This window comes from Gemmobacter caeni (genome assembly GCF_003054195.1).
GTDB lineage: Bacteria > Pseudomonadota > Alphaproteobacteria > Rhodobacterales > Rhodobacteraceae > Gemmobacter > Gemmobacter caeni.
Map to the genome: position 1 here is coordinate 1 of NZ_QBKP01000016.1, position 16616 is coordinate 16616.

At 64.8% G+C, this 16616-nt stretch carries 23 protein-coding genes and 1 tRNA gene; 20 read left to right on the plus strand and 4 right to left on the minus strand.

The window, feature by feature from the left end:
* The first annotated feature begins 115 nt into the window (after positions 1–115).
* The 15 genes from C8N34_RS19540 (at position 116) to C8N34_RS19600 (ending at position 8342) form a co-directional block, all read left to right on the plus strand.
* On the plus strand, positions 116–403 hold the full coding sequence (locus C8N34_RS19540; protein WP_108130178.1) for a DUF6948 domain-containing protein: 288 nt from the start codon (positions 116–118) through the stop codon (positions 401–403).
* Positions 388–726: a hypothetical protein gene (locus tag C8N34_RS19545; RefSeq protein ID WP_108130179.1), complete on the plus strand. Its 339-nt coding sequence runs from the start codon at positions 388–390 to the stop codon at positions 724–726. The genes C8N34_RS19540 and C8N34_RS19545 overlap by 16 nt, the downstream gene beginning before the upstream one ends.
* Positions 727–797: 71 nt before the next feature.
* A complete protein-coding gene (locus C8N34_RS19550; RefSeq protein ID WP_108130180.1) occupies positions 798–995 on the plus strand; it encodes a hypothetical protein in 198 nt (65 codons plus the stop codon).
* Positions 996–1117: 122 nt separating this feature from the next.
* Entirely contained in the window at positions 1118–1393 is a 276-nt protein-coding gene (locus tag C8N34_RS19555; protein WP_108130250.1) for a DUF2312 domain-containing protein, read from the plus strand.
* Between the two features lie 4 nt (positions 1394–1397).
* Positions 1398–1784 (plus strand): hypothetical protein, encoded by a 387-nt coding sequence (locus C8N34_RS19560; protein WP_108130181.1) that lies wholly within the window; start codon positions 1398–1400, stop codon positions 1782–1784.
* A gap of 193 nt (positions 1785–1977) precedes the next feature.
* Positions 1978–3075, plus strand: a complete 1098-nt coding sequence (locus C8N34_RS19565; RefSeq protein ID WP_108130182.1) for a phage Gp37/Gp68 family protein — start codon at positions 1978–1980, stop codon at positions 3073–3075.
* Complete coding sequence (locus C8N34_RS19570; RefSeq protein WP_054304590.1) at positions 3068–3301, plus strand: hypothetical protein; 234 nt, start codon at positions 3068–3070, stop codon at positions 3299–3301. The genes C8N34_RS19565 and C8N34_RS19570 overlap by 8 nt, the downstream gene beginning before the upstream one ends.
* Entirely contained in the window at positions 3301–3558 is a 258-nt protein-coding gene (locus tag C8N34_RS19575) for a hypothetical protein (protein ID WP_108130183.1), read from the plus strand. Before C8N34_RS19570 ends, C8N34_RS19575 begins: the two co-directional genes overlap by 1 nt.
* Positions 3545–3799: a hypothetical protein gene (locus C8N34_RS19580; protein WP_108130184.1), complete on the plus strand. Its 255-nt coding sequence runs from the start codon at positions 3545–3547 to the stop codon at positions 3797–3799. Before C8N34_RS19575 ends, C8N34_RS19580 begins: the two co-directional genes overlap by 14 nt.
* Entirely contained in the window at positions 3792–4451 is a 660-nt protein-coding gene (locus tag C8N34_RS19585; RefSeq protein ID WP_108130185.1) for a hypothetical protein, read from the plus strand. Before C8N34_RS19580 ends, C8N34_RS19585 begins: the two co-directional genes overlap by 8 nt.
* Positions 4444–6687 (plus strand): DNA cytosine methyltransferase, encoded by a 2244-nt coding sequence (locus C8N34_RS19590; protein ID WP_108130186.1) that lies wholly within the window; start codon positions 4444–4446, stop codon positions 6685–6687. Before C8N34_RS19585 ends, C8N34_RS19590 begins: the two co-directional genes overlap by 8 nt.
* Positions 6684–6914, plus strand: a complete 231-nt coding sequence (locus tag C8N34_RS19595) for a hypothetical protein (RefSeq protein WP_054304592.1) — start codon at positions 6684–6686, stop codon at positions 6912–6914. Before C8N34_RS19590 ends, C8N34_RS19595 begins: the two co-directional genes overlap by 4 nt.
* Before the next feature lie 11 nt (positions 6915–6925).
* On the plus strand, positions 6926–7063 hold the full coding sequence (locus tag C8N34_RS26445; protein WP_158640743.1) for a hypothetical protein: 138 nt from the start codon (positions 6926–6928) through the stop codon (positions 7061–7063).
* Between the two features lie 3 nt (positions 7064–7066).
* Positions 7067–7252, plus strand: coding sequence for a hypothetical protein (locus C8N34_RS26450; RefSeq protein ID WP_054304593.1), 186 nt, complete (start codon positions 7067–7069; stop codon positions 7250–7252).
* Positions 7245–8342 (plus strand): tyrosine-type recombinase/integrase, encoded by a 1098-nt coding sequence (locus tag C8N34_RS19600; RefSeq protein ID WP_158640744.1) that lies wholly within the window; start codon positions 7245–7247, stop codon positions 8340–8342. Before C8N34_RS26450 ends, C8N34_RS19600 begins: the two co-directional genes overlap by 8 nt.
* Positions 8343–8362: 20 nt before the next feature.
* Here the strand turns inward: C8N34_RS19600 and C8N34_RS19605 are convergent.
* The 4 genes from C8N34_RS19605 to pdxH all read right to left on the minus strand — a co-directional run bounded on the left by C8N34_RS19605 (position 8363) and on the right by pdxH (position 10206).
* Positions 8363–8439 (minus strand) — tRNA-Pro (locus tag C8N34_RS19605).
* A gap of 41 nt (positions 8440–8480) precedes the next feature.
* Positions 8481–8975: a DUF192 domain-containing protein gene (locus C8N34_RS19610; RefSeq protein ID WP_108130188.1), complete on the minus strand. Its 495-nt coding sequence runs from the start codon at positions 8973–8975 to the stop codon at positions 8481–8483.
* Positions 8942–9481, minus strand: a complete 540-nt coding sequence (locus tag C8N34_RS19615) for a cold-shock protein (RefSeq protein WP_054304596.1) — start codon at positions 9479–9481, stop codon at positions 8942–8944. Before C8N34_RS19615 ends, C8N34_RS19610 begins: the two co-directional genes overlap by 34 nt.
* Before the next feature lie 113 nt (positions 9482–9594).
* Positions 9595–10206, minus strand: coding sequence for a pyridoxamine 5'-phosphate oxidase (gene pdxH / locus C8N34_RS19620; RefSeq protein ID WP_108130189.1), 612 nt, complete (start codon positions 10204–10206; stop codon positions 9595–9597).
* A gap of 159 nt (positions 10207–10365) precedes the next feature.
* Here pdxH and fabI point away from each other — a divergent pair, with 159 nt between their 5' ends.
* From fabI to trpE, 5 genes are all read left to right on the plus strand, one after another.
* Complete coding sequence (gene fabI / locus C8N34_RS19625) at positions 10366–11187, plus strand: enoyl-ACP reductase FabI (RefSeq protein WP_054304598.1); 822 nt, start codon at positions 10366–10368, stop codon at positions 11185–11187.
* A gap of 34 nt (positions 11188–11221) precedes the next feature.
* Positions 11222–11728 carry a xanthine phosphoribosyltransferase gene (gpt, locus tag C8N34_RS19630; protein ID WP_054304599.1) on the plus strand — a complete coding sequence of 169 codons (507 nt, stop codon included), beginning with the start codon at positions 11222–11224 and terminating at the stop codon, positions 11726–11728.
* 172 nt (positions 11729–11900) lie between these two features.
* Positions 11901–13094: an aminotransferase gene (locus C8N34_RS19635; protein WP_108130190.1), complete on the plus strand. Its 1194-nt coding sequence runs from the start codon at positions 11901–11903 to the stop codon at positions 13092–13094.
* A gap of 75 nt (positions 13095–13169) precedes the next feature.
* Positions 13170–15035: a peptidyl-prolyl cis-trans isomerase gene (locus C8N34_RS19640; RefSeq protein WP_054304601.1), complete on the plus strand. Its 1866-nt coding sequence runs from the start codon at positions 13170–13172 to the stop codon at positions 15033–15035.
* Positions 15036–15042: 7 nt separating this feature from the next.
* Positions 15043–16551: an anthranilate synthase component I gene (trpE, locus tag C8N34_RS19645; RefSeq protein ID WP_108130191.1), complete on the plus strand. Its 1509-nt coding sequence runs from the start codon at positions 15043–15045 to the stop codon at positions 16549–16551.
* Positions 16552–16616: the final 65 nt, after the last annotated feature.

Consider the following 16616-nt stretch of genomic DNA (forward strand, 5'->3'; position numbering starts at 1 on the left):
GATCAACCTGCCAGACCCGCTCCGCACCGCCCGCCCGGCGGTCGCCTGAGAGGCTCCGGTGCGGGGCGGCGCGCCGCCCCCATCCCGAACCCCTCGCACCGAAAAGGAGATTGCGATGACCGATCCCGCGAAGCTGCGGCCCATCCTTGTCACGACGAAGCATCGTGGCGTGTTCGCGGGCCTTGTGCCCGAGGAACAGGATCTGGCCGCGTCGACCATGGCCCTGAAAGAGGCGCGCATGGCGATCTACTGGGGCACCACCAAGGGCCTGATGCAGCTGTGCGCCACCGGCCCGACCGGCTCCAGCAAGATCAGCGCCCCGGCTGATATCCCGGTGCTGCATGACATCACCGCCGTGTTCGACATCACGCCGGAGGCCTGGACCAAATGGCAGGCGGCGTAACCCCTGATGAGCCGGTCCTTACCATCGACGACATCATTCGGGGCGGCGCCTGCGTGTCAGGAGCCTATGCCACCCTGACGCGTGTCGCCAGGCGCGTTCGCGCGGCAATGCCAGCCAGCGAGATCCGCGCGCTGCTCAGCGATGACGAGCAGCGCTATGTGGACCAAGCGGAACAGGTAAGGCAGGGCAACAGCGACGGCTACGGCTACGGCAACGGCTACGGCTACGGCAACGGCTACGGCAACGGCAACGGCTACGGCGACGGCTACGGCGACGGCTACGGCAACGGCAACGGCAACGGCAACGGCAACGGCAACGGCTGAGCCGCACCCCTTCGCATGCCCTCATGGCGGGCAATCTCTGCCCGCCTCATTCCGATCACAGGGTGAACCCCATGAAAGCGCCTCAAATCCATTTGAACACCGCCGCCGCCCGCGCCGACCAGTGGTCGCAGATCCTGCATTTCGCGGCGACCGTCGCGCTGGTCCTGACCATGACCGGCGGCGCGCTGGTAATCGCCCGCGCTGCCATCGCCAACGCGATTGGCATGCCCGCCGTGCTGGATCAGGCCGCCGAACGCGGGGGGATGTGATCATGGATGGCGATGTCCGCGTGACGATCAGCACCGGCGACGGGACGGCCAGCGCAGTCACCTCGCTCTCGCGGCTGGTGAAGCTTGGCGACGATCTGCGCCAGAAGCAGGGCCACCCGCCGATGAAGGAAACCCCGGAGGACAAGCAGGTGAAACAGGACGCATATGCCGTGGCGGCGGACGAGCTGCGCCAGTTCGTCGAGCGCGTCGAGCATCTGGAGCAGGAGAAGAAGGACATCCTTGACCAGATCAAGGAGGTCTATGCCGAGGCGAAGGGCCGGGGCTACGACACCAAAGCCCTGCGCACGCTGATCGCCCACCGCAAGAAGGACAAGGATCAGCTGGCCGAAGAACAGGCCGTCCTCGACATCTACAAGCAAGCCTTGGGCATGGAGTGACGGCATGTCTGATATCATCACCGTCCACATCAGCCCGTATATCGCGGCACAGGGCACCGCCGCCGAACTCGCCGCGATGGGCGTGACGCCTGCGAGCGATGATCTGATCACCATGGCAGCCCGCCAGATGTTGGCCAACCACGACGCGTTCATGGGCGGCGATCCCTGCGACGAGGCCATGGAACGGAGGCTCGCTCTGGCAGCCTGCTTTGGCTCCGAGGCGCTGGCGCATGGCATGTGTGAGGGCAGCGGCACCAATGCGATGATCCGCGCCATCCTGATTGCGCTCATCGACCCGATGGACCCGCAGCTTGATTACCTGCGCGCCTGCAACCAGCCACCCCGCACTCAGGCCGAGCATGACCGGCAGGTGCTGGCCGGGGAGATTTGAGCGATGGGACAGACCCAGAAGACTGGAATAGGACCGTGCGACAGCTGCGGCTCTGATGACGACTGCCGTTGTGGCCCATGCCAATGCAAGTGGTGCCGATATGAACGCGGCGAGGCAACCGACATTGAAATCGCAATGATCAAGCGTGCGCGCGAAGAGCGTGACCGCCCGGTACTAAAGCGCGAGGCCCGTCATGGCTGAACACTCCACCATCGAATGGACCGACGCGACCTGGAACCCGATCACCGGCTGCACCATCGTCGATGCGGGCTGCACCAACTGCTACGCCATGGCGCTGGCCGGGTCGCGGCTGCGCAATCATCCCAGCCGGGCCGGGCTGACCCGCGTGACGGGCGGCCGGTCGAAGTGGACGGGCGAGGTCCGGCTGAACGTCCACTGGATGGACCAGCCCCTGCGCTGGTCGCGGCCGCGCCGGATCTTCGTTTGCGCGCATGGCGATCTGTTCCACGAGGCTGTGCCGGATGAGTGGATTGACCGGGTGTTCGCGGTCATGGCGCTGGCTCCCCAGCACACGTTTCAGGTGCTGACCAAGAGGCCGGAACGGGCGCGGGATTATCTGCTTGCGCAACTGGTCTATGAGGGTTGTGGCGTCATGTCGCGCGGCAACATCATTGCGAGCGCTGCGCTGGGAATGGACACGGCTCGATTTATGGCCAACGGCAAGATGCTGGCTGGTTGGCCCCTGCCAAACGTCTGGCTCGGCACCAGCGCCAGCGATCAGGCCAGCGCCGATCTGCGCATCCCGCATCTGTTGGCAACACCGGCTGCCGTGCGGTTTCTCAGCGCGGAGCCGTTGCTGGGGCCTTTGGTCATTGACGACATGTGCGACGGGTGGAAGTTCTACGACGCGCTGCGTGGGATCTGGTGGCATGACAGCGAGCCACAGAACATAGAGCGCGGGAAGCCGCGCCTAGATTGGGTCATCGTCGGCGGCGAGAGCGGCCCCGGCGCGCGACCCATGCACCCGGATTGGGCGCGGTCCCTGCGGGATCAGTGCGTCGCGGCGGGCGTGGCGTTTCATTTCAAGCAATGGGGCGAGTGGGGTCACGCCGTGCCAAAACCGTCCGGGACACCTGGCAAATATGCCATAGCCTCGGCGGGGCCAAACAACGGCTTCTGGGCCAAGTCTGTGATCCAAACAGACAGCTATCCTCGCCAGATCAACCTAATCGGCGGCGCAACCGTGAGGGAACGCGTTGGAAAATCCCGCGCCGGTCGCCTGCTGGACGGTCGGACGTGGGATCAGATGCCGGAGGTGCGTCATGGCTGACACACCGGAACATCACGAACACACCTGCCCCGGCAGCCTCGCGATATGCGACCAGGTGACCGCGCAGGTTGAAGGCGACGCGCGCGCTGCCTCGCTCGTCCTGATCTTCGCCGCTACCATCGCGGCGATCCGGGCCGGCATCCCGGTCGAAAGGCTCGGCCAGCAATGCGTCAGCCTCGAAGAAATCGCCCGCACGCTGATCGGCCAGCCGAAAGAGGTGCATTGATGCCGATCTATCCCCCTCGAACCCCGCCATTCAACTGCGTCATCTGCGGCGTGGCCAGACCGGCGTACTGGACCGATCCCAAACATCAGGACTACCCGCCGCTGTGCTTCCGCTGCGAGCAATACCAGCCATACCGGCAAGGCCCGATCACCATCAATCCGGATCGCCGCGTCGCCAAGCAGATCGCAGTGCTGGCGCAGGAAATCGCGGACGAGGCGCACCGCCAGACCCATGGGGGCTTCTATGGCCGAGCGTGATTATGTCAGCACTCCCGTCGCGGATGCGCTTGGCCTGCGCGATGTCATCACCGGGCTGGCGAAGGACCTGCAAGACCTTCGTGACCGCAAGATCAGCCCGACCGAAGGCCTCGCCCGCGCTGCCGTCGCCAAGCAGATCTGGAACGGTGTGCGCCTCTACATCGACGCATCGAAACAACTGGAGCGGCAGGCACGGCCGGTGCCGGATGCCAGGCAGCTGGAGGGCGACAAACATGACTGATCGTCAGATCCCCTTCTCCGCGCCCATGGTCCGCGCGCTGCTGGAAGGCAGGAAGACGCAGACACGGCGCAACCTTCCCGCCGCGCACCCCAGGTTCCCAGAGTTTTCCCATATGCGAACTGACGTGCTGGACGATCCCGCTTTCGTCTGGTTCTGGAACGGTAAACATGATGGCGTCGGAGCCTCTCACCGGATTCCCTACACCACCGGAGACCGCCTTTATGTGCGTGAGGCATGGCGGGCGCCGCTGCACGTCGATGATCAACCGCCCCGTGAAATCCCGCCAACGAACTCGGTCCATTATTGCGCTGACGGCGACGCGCCAACGATCTTTGGTCGCTATCGACATGCCCGCTTTATGCCACGCTGGGCCAGCCGCCTGACGCTGAACGTCACCGATGTGCGCGTGCAGCGGTTGCGGGAAATCACCGCCGCAGACAGCATTGCCGAGGGGGTTAAATGCGACACTTGCTCAGCAATGGGCGAAAGTGCGTGCCATGGCAGGGGGTGTTTTGCAAGCCAAGAAGCCTTCCGCACCCTCTGGAACAGCCTGCACGGCCCCGACGCATGGGATGAAAACCCGTGGGTGGTCGCACTGACGTTCACCGTGGCGCGCGGCAACATCGACACGCTGGGGGCCACCAATGCTTGACGCGCTCACCCTCTTCCCCATCGACACGCCGGCGGCGCGCGCGCCAGATCCGCGCCCGATGATCGTGGACAGCTTTGCCGGTGGCGGCGGCGCCTCGACCGGGATCGAGCTGGCCCTTGGACGCAGCCCGGATATCGCGATCAACCACAGCGAGGCGGCGCTGGCCCTGCATGCGGCCAATCACCCTGAGACGTTGCACCTGTCGGAAAACGTCTATCGCGTCGATCCGCTGACCCACATGCACGGGCGGCACATCGGCCTGATGTGGTTTTCGCCCGACTGCAAACACTTCTCGAAAGCCAAAGGCGGCGCCCCGGTCAAACGTAACATCCGCGATCTGGCATGGATCATCCCCGGCTGGATCGAGCGCATCCAGAAATCAGGTGGCCGCGTGGATGTGGTGCTGCTGGAGAACGTCGAGGAGTTCCGCACCTGGGGACCGCTGATCGAAACCGACAAGGGGTTGATGCCCTGCCCTGACCGGCGCGGCGAGACCTTCGCGGCATGGTGCAAGGCACTGCGCCGTCTTGGCGGGCGCATCCAGTGGCGCGAGATGCGCGCCTGTGACTATGGCGCCCCGACCATCCGCAAGCGCCTGTTCGTCGTGGTGCGATTCGACCGCGAAAAGATCGTCTGGCCCGCACCGACCCACGGCGACCCGGAATCGGATGAAGTCCGCAAGGGCAAGCTGAAGCCATGGCGCACCGCGGCGGAATGCATCGACTGGTCTCTGCCCTGCCCGTCGATCTTTGACACTTCCGCCGACATCATGGCTAAGCACGGCCTGCGCGCCGTCCGGCCTCTGAAACCCAACACGCTCGCCCGCGTGGCGCGTGGCATCCATCGCTATGTGCTGGAGGCGGCCCAGCCCTATCTGGTCAACCTGACCCATGGCGGGCGGCTGGAGGATCTGGCAGCGCCGATCCGCACCATCACCGGCGCGCACAGGGGCGAAAAGGCGCTGGTGGCGCCGTCCATCACCCGCTTCAACGGCGGCGCCACCGGGACGGATCTGCGCGCGCCCATGGCGACCGTGACCGCGAATAGCTGGATCAAGAAACCGGGCGGCGCGGCGCCATATGGCCTGCTCGCCCCTTGCCTCGCCAGCATCGCCCACGGCTATTCCGGCGGGCGCCGGGAATACCCGCTAACCGATCCGCTGGGCACCATCACTGTGGGCGGCGTGCAGCATGCCGTGATCGCGCCGACGCTCGCCAATATTGCCAATGGTAAAACGACAGGTCGCGGGCCCAACACCTGGCCGGTGGCGGCACCCCTACGAACGATCACAAGCGCCAATGGGCATGCAGTTGTCGCGCCGATCCTGTCGCAGATGTATGGCTCTGGCGGGGGTAATGGCGATCTGCGGCGTCCGCATCCGGTGGTCACCGCCGAAGGGCAGCATTCGAGCGTCATCGCCCCGGTGCTGACCTATGCCCAGCAGGGCGGCGCCTCGCGGCCCATCACGGCACCACACCACACGATCTGCGCCAGCAACAAAGATCAGAATGCGGTCATGGCCGCGACGATGATCCAGACCGGTTACGGCGAACCGGCGGGACAAGCGCCGCGCGCCCTCGACATCCGGCGCCCGCTGGGCACTGTGGTCGCGGGTGGGCAGAAACATGCGCCCATCGCCGCCTTCCTCGCCCAGCAGAACAACGACAGCCGCCGCGTGGGTGGCGTCAATCCGGGCCGACCAGCCGATGCACCCATGGCGACGATCTGCCAGAGCGGCAGCCATCAAACCCCGGTCGCGGCCTTCTTCGCGAAATACTACGGCACCGGCGACGGGGCCCGCACCGATGAGCCCTGCCACACGATCACGACCCGGGACAGGATGGCACACTGCGAGGCATCGCTAGCCGCGCCGCCCTTCGGCCCAGAACATCACGCCAAGGCCCGCGACGTCGCTCAGCTGCTGCGCGATCACGGGCTGTGGGATGACCGGGAGTTCGTGACGCTGACCGTGGAGGGTGCCGAGTTCGTCATCGTCGACATCGGCATGCGCATGCTCACCCCCCGCGAGCTGTTCACCGCGCAGGGCTTCCCGCCGGATTACGTCATCGAGGGCGTGTGGGAGGATCAGGACAGCGAAACCCCTACGTTCCGCGCCTTCCCGAAGGATGTGCAGGTGAGCTGCTGCGGCAACAGCGTCTGCCCGCCGCTGGCCGAAGCGCTGGTGCGGGCGAATTGCGGGCACCTAGCGGTGGATACCGAAGTGAGGACAGCATGACTATCATGGACTTTCAGCCGCGCAAGTTCTGGATGGTATCAGGAGATGGGCCATCGCGCCTGCGCCATCCCGACAGATTGTCAGCAGAGATGGAGGCACGGCGCCTCGCGCGCGCCCATCCTGGAACGCCGTTTTTTGTCATGGAGGCCATCGCCGTTCACCGCAAAGTGGACGTAGAGCGGATTGATCTTGGCGATGCTCCTCATGTCGATGACGTGCCGTTTTGATGGATGACAGCATGACCCATATCGACACGAGCAAAGAGGCGGCGAAACGGGAACATGACAAGTTCGTCACCCGGGTTTTCCGCGACATCCACCAGATCGAGCGCATGGCGACCGAGGCAGTCACCACCGCGCGACCACAGGAGGGCTGACACATGGGCCGCCGCGCGACCTTTACGGAAAAACAGATCGCAGCCGCCGTCTCGGCCGCCCGTGCGACAGATCCGCGTGCGGTGGTTGAAATCGTCACCCCGTCTGGCACGATACGCATTCTGCCGGAATCTGCCCCTGCGAAACCGGCCGATGATGTGGAGGCATGGTTCGGGCGTGACAATGGTTAAGCTGCGCGGCATCAACAAGGTCCGCAAACGCCTGTCCGATGGCAGCGTGATTGAGATGCATTATGCATGGCGCGGCAAAGGTGCGCCGTGCTTCTGGCGCAGTGACAGCAAGATCGAAATCGGGTCACCCGAGTATGTAGCCGCCCTGGCCGAAGCCGCGCCCAAAGGGCAGGCTGCCAAGGGCAAGTTCCGTGAGGTGATCCTCGGCTTTCTGTCCAGCCAGGAGTTTCGCGGTCTGGCGCCGCGCACCCAATCAGACATGCGCATATCCATCAACCATCCGAAAAGCGGGATCGACACCAAATTCGGTGATGCACCCCTCAGGGCATTCGACGATCCGCGTATCCGCAAGCAGGTGCTGGACTGGCGCGACGGGATCGGCGGCAAGGTTGGGGATGACCGCGTGCGCCACCTGCAAAGGATCGTCGGCTGGGCGCTGGATCGCGGGTTGCTGATGCAGCACCGCCTGATGGGGATCAAATCGACCTACAAGGCCAGCCGCGCCGAAGTGTTCTGGCTGGCGTCCGACATCGAGGCATTCGTGGCCGGGGCGCCGGCGCATGTCGGGCGCATCCTGATCGCCGCCACCGAAACCGGCCTGCGGCCCGGCGATCTGGCAAAGCTGACGCGCGAGCAGATTCACCCCACTCCGACCGGCCGCCGGATCGTCGTCTGGACATCGAAGGGTAAGGCCAAGCGCCGTGTCGCCTCGATCCCGGTCACGCCGCGCATGGCTGCGCTGATCGACAGCACCCCGGCCGACCAGTCTGCCATCATCACGAACAAGGGCGGGCAGCCCTATCAGCACGAGAACTATCTGGGCGATGCGGTCAGTACCTGGCGCGACAAGCTCGGGTTGAGATCAGAACTGCGCCTCTATGATGCGCGGGGAACTGCGGCGACCCGGCTCTTTCAGGCAGGTGCAGAACTGCGCGAGATCGCGACCCACATGGGATGGTCTATCAAACACGCATCCGAGGTGATCGAGCGTTATGTCGCGCTGTCTCCGGAGATGACCGACGAGCTCGCCGGAAAGCTGCAACAGGCCGAATCCAGAACGAAAATGCAAACTGGGGTGCAAACCGGATAGGTCCGGAACCTGCTAAGTATTGGTCGGGGCGAGAAGATTCGAACTTCCGACCTACGGTACCCAAAACCGTCGCGCTACCAGGCTGCGCTACGCCCCGACTGGCGGCTTCCTAACCGGGTATCGTCGGCTTGGAAAGAGCTATTCCGCCGCGCAGGGCCAAACAGCTTCATCCTGCCCGATGACGGGATGGCGCAGTTCGGCTCCGGGCGCGATGCCGATGGCTGCGGCCAGACCGCCGTTTACCTCCAGCACGAACTGCACATCTTCACCGCCGTCGATCGGGGTTTCTTCCTGCGGCACCGCATTGGCATGCACCCGCGTCACACGTCCCGCCGCATCGGCGAAGATCATGTCCAGCGGAAGAAGGGTATTCTTCATCCAGAACACCGCGCGTTGCGGTGCCTCATAGACGAACAGCATTCCGGCAGAACGGCCAAGATGATCGCGGAACATCAGCCCCTGCGCCCGCTCTGCCGTATCGTCGGCCACCTCGACAGAGAACCGGGCCGTGCCGAACGGCCCCCGAAGATCCACCGCCTGCGGATCGCAGGCGCCGGCCAGCGCGCTGCCAGCTATCAGGCCGGACAGCACCGCTGCCGTCAGGATTTGTCGCCGCGCACTGCTGCTTCCCATGACACCACCTGCACCGCCATCCGGCCGCGCTTGCCTTCGATGATGCGCAGACAGACCGCCTCTCCCGCCGCCAGATCGGCAAAGCCCGACTGGCGCAGAACCTCGACATGGATGAACACATCCTCTGACCGGCCAAAGACGTTGGCGAAGCCAAATCCCTTGCCCTTGTCGAACCATTTCACCCGCGCGGGTTCCAGCGGACGCGCGGCAATCTCTTCCGCCGTCGCCGAGGTCTGCCCCTCTGCCACCGGGAAGGTCACCCCCCCCGGAGGCTCGATCTTCACCACTTCTACCGCCTGCACTCCACGCTGCGTATTCTGCACAAGAACCGAAATTCCGGTGCCATCCGCGACCGAGCTTTGCCCATAGTTGCGCAGCACATTGGCGTGCAGCAGAATATCTGCCCCGCCTTCGTCACCGACGATGAAGCCGAAGCCCTTCGCCGGATCGAACCACTTTACCTTGCCGTGCACGAGCTGTGCAGCGACATCATTTTCTTCAGTCATATGAGAGCCGTGTCCCCAGTTGTCCCTCGCCTCTGTCAATCGGGCAATCGCGCGACGTGTTCAAGCAAAAAACCACTATGGTTTACGCCCTGCATTTCACGAAGCGTAAAATGTCAGGGGTTCAGTCGGTCGACAACCCATTCGGAAGAAGGTGTTGAACGGGTCCAGCGAAAACGGTCATGGAGGCGGAAGGCACCATCTGCCCAAAACTCAATCTCAGTCGGAATAATACGAATGCCCCCCCAGAACGCGGGGCGCGACGGATTGGTTCCCTTAAGGGCTGTAATTTTTGCGACCTCGGCCATCAGTGCCGTGCGCGAGGCCAGCGGCCGCGACTGGCGGCTCGCCCAGGCACCCAGCCGCGACTTCAGACTGCGGCTGGCGTAATAGGCATCAGCCTGCGGACCTTCCTCGCGTTCGGTCCTGCCCCGCACCCGGATCTGGCGGCGCAGGCTCTTCCAGTGCAGCACGAAAGCCGCCTTGCCGGTGGCCGCGATCTCCTGCCCCTTGGCGCTTTCGTAGTTGGTATAGAAGACGAAACCACCGGCACCTGCCGTCTCGATCTCTTTCAGCAGCACCATCCGCACATTCGGCAGCCCTGCGGCATCGACCGTAGCCAGCGCAATGGCATTGGGGTCGTTCGGCTCTTCCGGCTCGGCCTCGGCCAGCCAGGCCCGCGCCAGTTCGAAAGGATTGTCGCCCGCGAAAATGCCCGTTCTGTCCATATCCGTCTCTCCTGCCGGTCCGCGCCCGAAGCGCCGCGCCATGGTTGCCACTCGCCGCAGCGGGCATCAAGCGCGTTCCGCCCTGCACGGGCCGCCTTGATGCGACCGTGCGGATGGCCTAAACCTCGGGATCAGCCTGAATACTGAGACGAGGGAACAATGGCGAACGGACTGCTGGCCGGGAAGCGCGGACTCATCATGGGCCTCGCGAATGACAAGTCGATCGCCTGGGGTATCGCCAAGGCGGCGGCCGAACAGGGTGCGGAACTTGCCTTCTCCTATCAGGGTGATGCCCTGAAGAAACGGGTGGAGCCGCTGGCCGCCTCGGTGGGGTCGGATTTCCTGGCCGAATGCGATGTGGGGGATGAAGCCTCGCTCGACAGCCTGTTCACCACGCTGAAAACGCGCTGGGACAGCCTCGATTTCGTGGTTCATGCCATCGGCTTTTCCGACAAGAATGAACTGCGTGGCCGCTACGTCGACACCACGCGCGGCAATTTCACCATGACCATGGATATCTCGGTCTACAGCTTCACCGCCGTCTGCCAGCGCGCGACCGCGATGATGGGACCGGGTGGCAGCCTGCTGACGCTGACCTATTACGGCGCCGAAAAGGTCATGCCGCACTACAATGTCATGGGCGTGGCCAAGGCGGCGCTGGAGGCATCGGTCAAGTATCTGGCCGAGGATCTGGGCAAGGATGGCATCCGCGTCAACGCGATCTCCGCCGGGCCGATCAAGACGCTGGCCGCCTCGGGTATCGGCGATTTCCGCTATATCATGAAGTGGAACGAGCTGAACTCGCCGCTGCGCCGCAATGTGACGCAGGAAGAGGTCGGCAAGGCCGCCCTTTACCTCCTGTCAGATCTGGGCAGCGGCACCACGGGCGAGAATCTGCATGTGGACGCGGGCTATCACGTCGTCGGGATGAAGGCGGTGGACGCCCCTGACATCGACGTGGTGACCGGCCGCAAGGACTGATCCCTCAGCATCAACGCAGCGAAAGAGGCCACGCATGATTGACCGCCTGCCGCATGAAAAAGGCTTCCACGTCAGCTGGGACCAGATCCACCGTGACTCCCGCGCGCTTGCCTGGCGGCTGGATGGCAAAGGCCCCGGCGAGGGCGGCGCCTGGAAAGCCGTGGTCGGCATCACCCGCGGCGGCCTCGTCCCCGCGATGATCGTCTCACGCGAGCTGGACATCCGTGTCGTCGATACGATCTCGGTGAAAAGCTACAACCATCAGGCCCAGATGGAAGCCGTCGTGACCAAGAGCCCTCAGGTTGACCTGATGGGCGACGGCACCGGCATTCTGGTGGTGGACGATCTGGTCGACAGCGGCAAGACGCTGGAAATGGTGCGCAAGCTTTATCCGAAGGCGCATTTCGCCACCGTCTATGCCAAGCCCTCGGGCCGCCCGCAGGTCGATACCTATATCACCGAGGTCAGCCAGGACACCTGGATCTTCTTCCCCTGGGACATGGCACTGCAATATGTGCAGCCGTTCCGCGGCACCGACTGACGCATCAGGGGGCTGCCTGCCCCCTCTTGCCTGCGGCAATTCACCCCTGGGGATATTTCCGCCAAGATGAACGCGCATGACTTTCATCTTGGTCCAAATATCCCGGGGGAAGGCCGCAGGCCTGGGGGCAGAGCCCCCTTCCCCATCGACACCCGTAGCTGACGAGGCCCCGATGTCCCTGCCGCTCAACCCCGCGATGGCCGCCACCTTCCCGCCCCCGGTGATGGAGGCGCGGCGCTGGCTGGAGGGGATAGACTTCGGCCCCGACCGCCCGCTGATCAACGTGAGTCAGGCGGCGCCGGTGGACAGCCCGCCGCTGGGGCTGCGGCAGGCGCTGGCGGAGGCGGCTCTGAACGATCCTCAGGCGCATCTTTATGGCCCGGTGCTGGGGCTGCCCGCCTTGCGCGAGGAGATCGCGGTGCAATGGTCGGCGGCCTATGGCGGCACGATCCGCCCCGCACAGGTCGCGATAACCCAAGGCTGCAATCAGGCATTTACCGCCGTGATGTCCACGCTCGCCGGCGCCGGGGATGAGGTGATTCTGCCGACGCCATGGTATTTCAACCACAAGATGTGGCTCGGCATGCAGGGCGTCACCACAGTCCCGCTGCCGACCGGCGAAGGCCTTCTGCCCGACCCCGCGCAGGCTGCCGCGCTGATCGGGCCGCGCACGCGGGCCATTGCGCTGGTCAGCCCCAACAACCCCGGCGGCGCGGAATATCCGGCAGCCCTGATCGCGGCGTTCCGCGATCTGTGTCGCGCGCACGGTATTGCGCTGATCCTTGACGAGACCTACCGCGATTTCGACAGCCGCCACAGCCCCGCCACCGGCGGGCGTCCGCATGATCTGTTCACCGATCCCGACTGGGACGATGTTCTGATCCATCTCTATTCTTTCTCAAAGGCTTACCGGCTGACCGGGCATCGCGTGGGCGCCATCGTGGCGGCCAGCGCCCGGCTGGCAGAGGTGGAGAAATTCCTTGATACCGTCGCCATCTGCCCCAGCCAGCTTGGCCAGATCGGCGCGCTGTGGGGCATGCGCAACCTCCGCGACTGGGTCGAGGGTGAGCGGCGCGAGATCCTCGCCCGCCGCGCGGCCATGGAGGGTGGCTTCGGCGCGCTGGAGGGCTGGCGGCTTCTGGGCTGCGGCGCCTATTTCGCCTATGTCGAACATCCTTTCGCCGCCGCCTCACCCGATATCGCCCGCCGTCTGGTACGCGAAGAGGCGGTGCTGATGCTGCCCGGCACCATGTTCCAGCCCGACACCCACCCCGAGGGCGCTCGGCAGTTCCGCATTGCCTTTGCCAATGTCGACAGCGCCGGAATCGCGGAATTGTTCCATCGGCTTGCCCGTTTCCGGGGCTGAGCCACACCTCCGGGCCTTGCCGGGCAAGGGACGAGCGCATAGAACCTTGCGAAACCCTTGAACGACAGGCGAGCCATGGCCAGAAACGACGAGACCGAAAGCCCGAAACGCAAGCGCAAGGGCGCCTCTGTCATGGTCTGGCTGCTGATGGCGATGCTGGTGACCGGCCTTGGGGGCTATGGCGTCACCAATTATGGCGGGCGGGTTGCGGCCATCGGCTCGGTCGGCGGGCGCGACATTGACGTCAAGGATTACGGCCGGGCGCTTCAGGCGGAAATGAATGCCCTTGGTGCGCAGGCAGGCACGCAACTGACCATGCAGCAGGCCCGCGACATGGGAATTGACGCCCGCGTGCGGCAGCAATTGGTCACCCAGACCGCCGTGGATGATGCTGCGGACCGCATCGGCGTTTCGGTCGGCGATGGCCGCGTCGCGCAGGATATCACCGCCATGCCCAGCTTTCATGGCGCGGCGGGCGGGTTTGACCGTCAGACCTACAAGATGACGCTGGACCGCAACAATCTGACGGAAGCCGAATTCGAGGCGAAGATCCGGGACGATCTGGCCCGCGCGCTGGTGCAGGGTGCGGTGACCGGCGGTTTCGTCGCCCCCGCCGCAGTGACCGACACGCTTTACAATTTCATCGGCGAGCGGCGCGGCTTCTCGCTTCTGGTTCTGTCCGAGGCCGATCTGGCAACGCCGCTCGCCGCCCCAACGGATGCAGATCTGAAAGCCTTCTACGACGCGAATGTCGCGGCTTTCACTAAACCGGAAGCGAAGCGCATCACCTATGTCTCGCTGCTGCCGGAAAAGCTGGCGGCGACGATGCCGGTGGACGATGCCGAGCTGAAGAAGCTCTATGACCAGCACCATGACGAATATGTCAAACCTGAGCGCCGTCTGGTGGAGCGTCTGGTCTTCGGCACCGAGGATGAGGCCAAGGCGGCCAAGGCCCGGCTGGATGCAGGCGAAAGCTTCGAGAAGCTGGTCGAGGAACGCGGGCTGAAGCTGATCGACATTGACCTTGGCGATGTGACCCAGGCTGAACTGGGCGCGGCCGGGGCCGATATCTTTGCCATGCCCGAGCCTGGCGTGATCGGCCCGTTGCCCTCGGATCTGGGACCGGCGCTGTACCGGATGAATGCGGTTCTGGCGGCACAGGAAACAAGCTTTGACGATGCGCGCGAGATGCTGACGCTGGATTACCAAACCGATGCCGCGCGCCGCGCCATCACCGACCGCAGCGAGGCGATCAACGATGCGCTGGCCGGTGGGGCAACGCTGGAAGATCTGGCCAGGGAACAGGCGATGGATCTTGGGACCATCGACTATGCCGCCGGGTCGGACGAGGGCATTGCTGCCTATCCGGCCTTCCGCGAGGCTGCGGATGCCGCCAATGCGGGCGATTTCCCGGAAACCGTTGCCCTTGAGGATGGTGGTCTGGTGGCCCTGCGGCTGGACGAGATCGTGCCCGCCTCGCCCATTCCCTTCGACGAGGCCCGCGAGGGCGTGACCCAGGCCTGGCGTGCCGAGGCGCTGCACAAGGCGCTGTTGGCCGAGGCGGAAGCCATGCGCGAAAAGGTTGCCGCAGGCACCTCGATCGGCACACTGGGCGTGGTCAGCGTCACCCCGGAAATCGCGCGCAACGGTTTTGTCGAAGGCGCACCGCCGAGCCTGCTGCCTGCGGTCTTTGCCATGTCTGAAGGCGAGGCGAAGGTGATCGAGGACAAGGGCTTCGTGGCGCTGGTGCAACTGGACCGCGTCGCCCCCGCCGAGCAGGAAGGCGAAGGCCCCGCCGCGCTGAAAGGGGCGATCGCCGCGCAGGCGGAACAGGCGCTGGCACAGGATGCCTTCGCCCTGTTTGCCCGGGCCGAGGCAGATATCGGTGGCATCACGCTCAATCAGGCGGCCATCGACGCCGTCCACGCCCAGATGCGCTGAGGCCGCGATGACCCTGATCCCTTCTTTCGAAGCCTTTGAACGCGGCTGGAACGCGGGCAAGAACCAGCTGGTCTATGCCCGTCTCGCCGCCGATCTGGATACGCCCGTCAGCCTGATGCTGAAGCTGGCCGAGGCGCGCAGCGATACGTTCATGCTGGAAAGCGTGACAGGCGGCGAAGTGCGCGGTCGCTATTCGGTGGTCGGCATGAAGCCCGACCTGATCTGGCGCTGCCGGGGCGAGGCATCCGAGATCAACCGCGAAGCGCGGTTCGATCCGGCGGCGTTCCGCCCGCTGGACGGGCATCCGCTGCAAACCCTGCGCGATCTGCTGGCCGAATGCCGGGTGGATATGCCCGAAGATCTGCCCGCCATCGCCTCGGGCCTGTTCGGCTATCTGGGCTATGACATGATCCGTCTGGTGGAACACCTGCCCGACGTGAACCCCGACCCGCTGGGCCTGCCCGATGCGGTGCTGATGCGCCCCTCGGTCATTGCCGTGCTGGATGGTGTGAAGGGCGAAGTGACCATCGTTTCCCCCGCCTGGACCGGATCGGGCCTCTCAGCCCGTGCGGCTTATGCGCAGGCGGCGGAACGGGTGATGGATGCGCTGCGCGATCTGGACCGCGCGCCTGCCGCCCAACGCGATCTGGGTGAGGCCACGCCGGTGGGCGAGGCGCAATCCAACTTCACGCATGACGGCTACAAGGCCGCCGTCGAGAAGGCGAAGGAATATATCCGCGCCGGTGACATCTTTCAGGTCGTGCCCTCACAGCGCTGGAAACAGCGGTTCGAACTGCCGCCCTTCGCGCTTTACCGTTCGCTGCGCCGGACCAACCCGTCGCCCTTCATGTTCTTCTTCAACTTCGGCGGTTTTCAGGTGGTGGGCGCCAGCCCCGAAATCCTCGTGCGTCTGCGCGAGGGTGAGGTGACGATCCGCCCCATCGCAGGAACCCGCCCGCGAGGGGCCACGCCGGAAGAGGACAAGGCGCTGGAGGCTGATCTGCTGGCCGACCAGAAGGAACTGGCCGAACATCTGATGCTGCTGGATCTTGGCCGCAACGATGTGGGCCGGGTGGCGAAGGTGGGCACCGTGCGCCCGACCGAGAAATTCATTATCGAACGCTACAGCCATGTCATGCACATCGTCTCGAACGTTGTGGGCGAGATCGCCGGGGGCGAGGATGCGCTGTCGGCGCTACTGGCGGGGCTTCCCGCAGGCACGGTTTCCGGTGCGCCCAAGGTCCGCGCCATGGAAATCATCGACGAGCTGGAGCCGGAAAAGCGCGGCGTCTACGGCGGTGGCGTCGGCTATTTCGCCGCCAATGGCGAGATGGATTTCTGCATCGCTCTGCGCACGGCCGTCCTGAAGGACGAGGCGCTGTATATCCAGGCGGGCGGTGGGGTGGTCTATGACAGCGACCCCGAGGCCGAATATCAGGAAACGGTCAACAAATCCCGCGCCCTGCGCCGCGCGGCTGAAGACGCGGGCCTCTTCGCCCGCCGCAGCAACACATAACATGCAGCGGGGTGCCCACCTGCGCCCCGCTGCCGTTCGCGTGTCTTCAACTGCCCGTTAGGTGC

What these genes read in the sequence shown, in the direction of transcription:
- C8N34_RS19540 (WP_108130178.1), top strand. Translation starts at nt 116, where the DNA reads ATGACCGATCCCGCGAAGCTGCGGCCCATCCTTGTCACGACGAAGCAT.
- C8N34_RS19545 (WP_108130179.1), top strand. Translation starts at nt 388, where the DNA reads ATGGCAGGCGGCGTAACCCCTGATGAGCCGGTCCTTACCATCGACGAC.
- C8N34_RS19550 (WP_108130180.1), top strand. Translation starts at nt 798, where the DNA reads ATGAAAGCGCCTCAAATCCATTTGAACACCGCCGCCGCCCGCGCCGAC.
- C8N34_RS19555 (WP_108130250.1), top strand. Translation starts at nt 1,118, where the DNA reads ATGAAGGAAACCCCGGAGGACAAGCAGGTGAAACAGGACGCATATGCC.
- C8N34_RS19560 (WP_108130181.1), top strand. Translation starts at nt 1,398, where the DNA reads ATGTCTGATATCATCACCGTCCACATCAGCCCGTATATCGCGGCACAG.
- C8N34_RS19565 (WP_108130182.1), top strand. Translation starts at nt 1,978, where the DNA reads ATGGCTGAACACTCCACCATCGAATGGACCGACGCGACCTGGAACCCG.
- C8N34_RS19570 (WP_054304590.1), top strand. Translation starts at nt 3,068, where the DNA reads ATGGCTGACACACCGGAACATCACGAACACACCTGCCCCGGCAGCCTC.
- C8N34_RS19575 (WP_108130183.1), top strand. Translation starts at nt 3,301, where the DNA reads ATGCCGATCTATCCCCCTCGAACCCCGCCATTCAACTGCGTCATCTGC.
- C8N34_RS19580 (WP_108130184.1), top strand. Translation starts at nt 3,545, where the DNA reads ATGGCCGAGCGTGATTATGTCAGCACTCCCGTCGCGGATGCGCTTGGC.
- C8N34_RS19585 (WP_108130185.1), top strand. Translation starts at nt 3,792, where the DNA reads ATGACTGATCGTCAGATCCCCTTCTCCGCGCCCATGGTCCGCGCGCTG.
- C8N34_RS19590 (WP_108130186.1), top strand. Translation starts at nt 4,444, where the DNA reads ATGCTTGACGCGCTCACCCTCTTCCCCATCGACACGCCGGCGGCGCGC.
- C8N34_RS19595 (WP_054304592.1), top strand. Translation starts at nt 6,684, where the DNA reads ATGACTATCATGGACTTTCAGCCGCGCAAGTTCTGGATGGTATCAGGA.
- C8N34_RS26445 (WP_158640743.1), top strand. Translation starts at nt 6,926, where the DNA reads ATGACCCATATCGACACGAGCAAAGAGGCGGCGAAACGGGAACATGAC.
- C8N34_RS26450 (WP_054304593.1), top strand. Translation starts at nt 7,067, where the DNA reads ATGGGCCGCCGCGCGACCTTTACGGAAAAACAGATCGCAGCCGCCGTC.
- C8N34_RS19600 (WP_158640744.1), top strand. Translation starts at nt 7,245, where the DNA reads ATGGTTAAGCTGCGCGGCATCAACAAGGTCCGCAAACGCCTGTCCGAT.
- C8N34_RS19610 (WP_108130188.1), bottom strand. Translation starts at nt 8,975, where the DNA reads ATGGGAAGCAGCAGTGCGCGGCGACAAATCCTGACGGCAGCGGTGCTG.
- C8N34_RS19615 (WP_054304596.1), bottom strand. Translation starts at nt 9,481, where the DNA reads ATGACTGAAGAAAATGATGTCGCTGCACAGCTCGTGCACGGCAAGGTA.
- pdxH (WP_108130189.1), bottom strand. Translation starts at nt 10,206, where the DNA reads ATGGACAGAACGGGCATTTTCGCGGGCGACAATCCTTTCGAACTGGCG.
- fabI (WP_054304598.1), top strand. Translation starts at nt 10,366, where the DNA reads ATGGCGAACGGACTGCTGGCCGGGAAGCGCGGACTCATCATGGGCCTC.
- gpt (WP_054304599.1), top strand. Translation starts at nt 11,222, where the DNA reads ATGATTGACCGCCTGCCGCATGAAAAAGGCTTCCACGTCAGCTGGGAC.
- C8N34_RS19635 (WP_108130190.1), top strand. Translation starts at nt 11,901, where the DNA reads ATGTCCCTGCCGCTCAACCCCGCGATGGCCGCCACCTTCCCGCCCCCG.
- C8N34_RS19640 (WP_054304601.1), top strand. Translation starts at nt 13,170, where the DNA reads ATGGCCAGAAACGACGAGACCGAAAGCCCGAAACGCAAGCGCAAGGGC.
- trpE (WP_108130191.1), top strand. Translation starts at nt 15,043, where the DNA reads ATGACCCTGATCCCTTCTTTCGAAGCCTTTGAACGCGGCTGGAACGCG.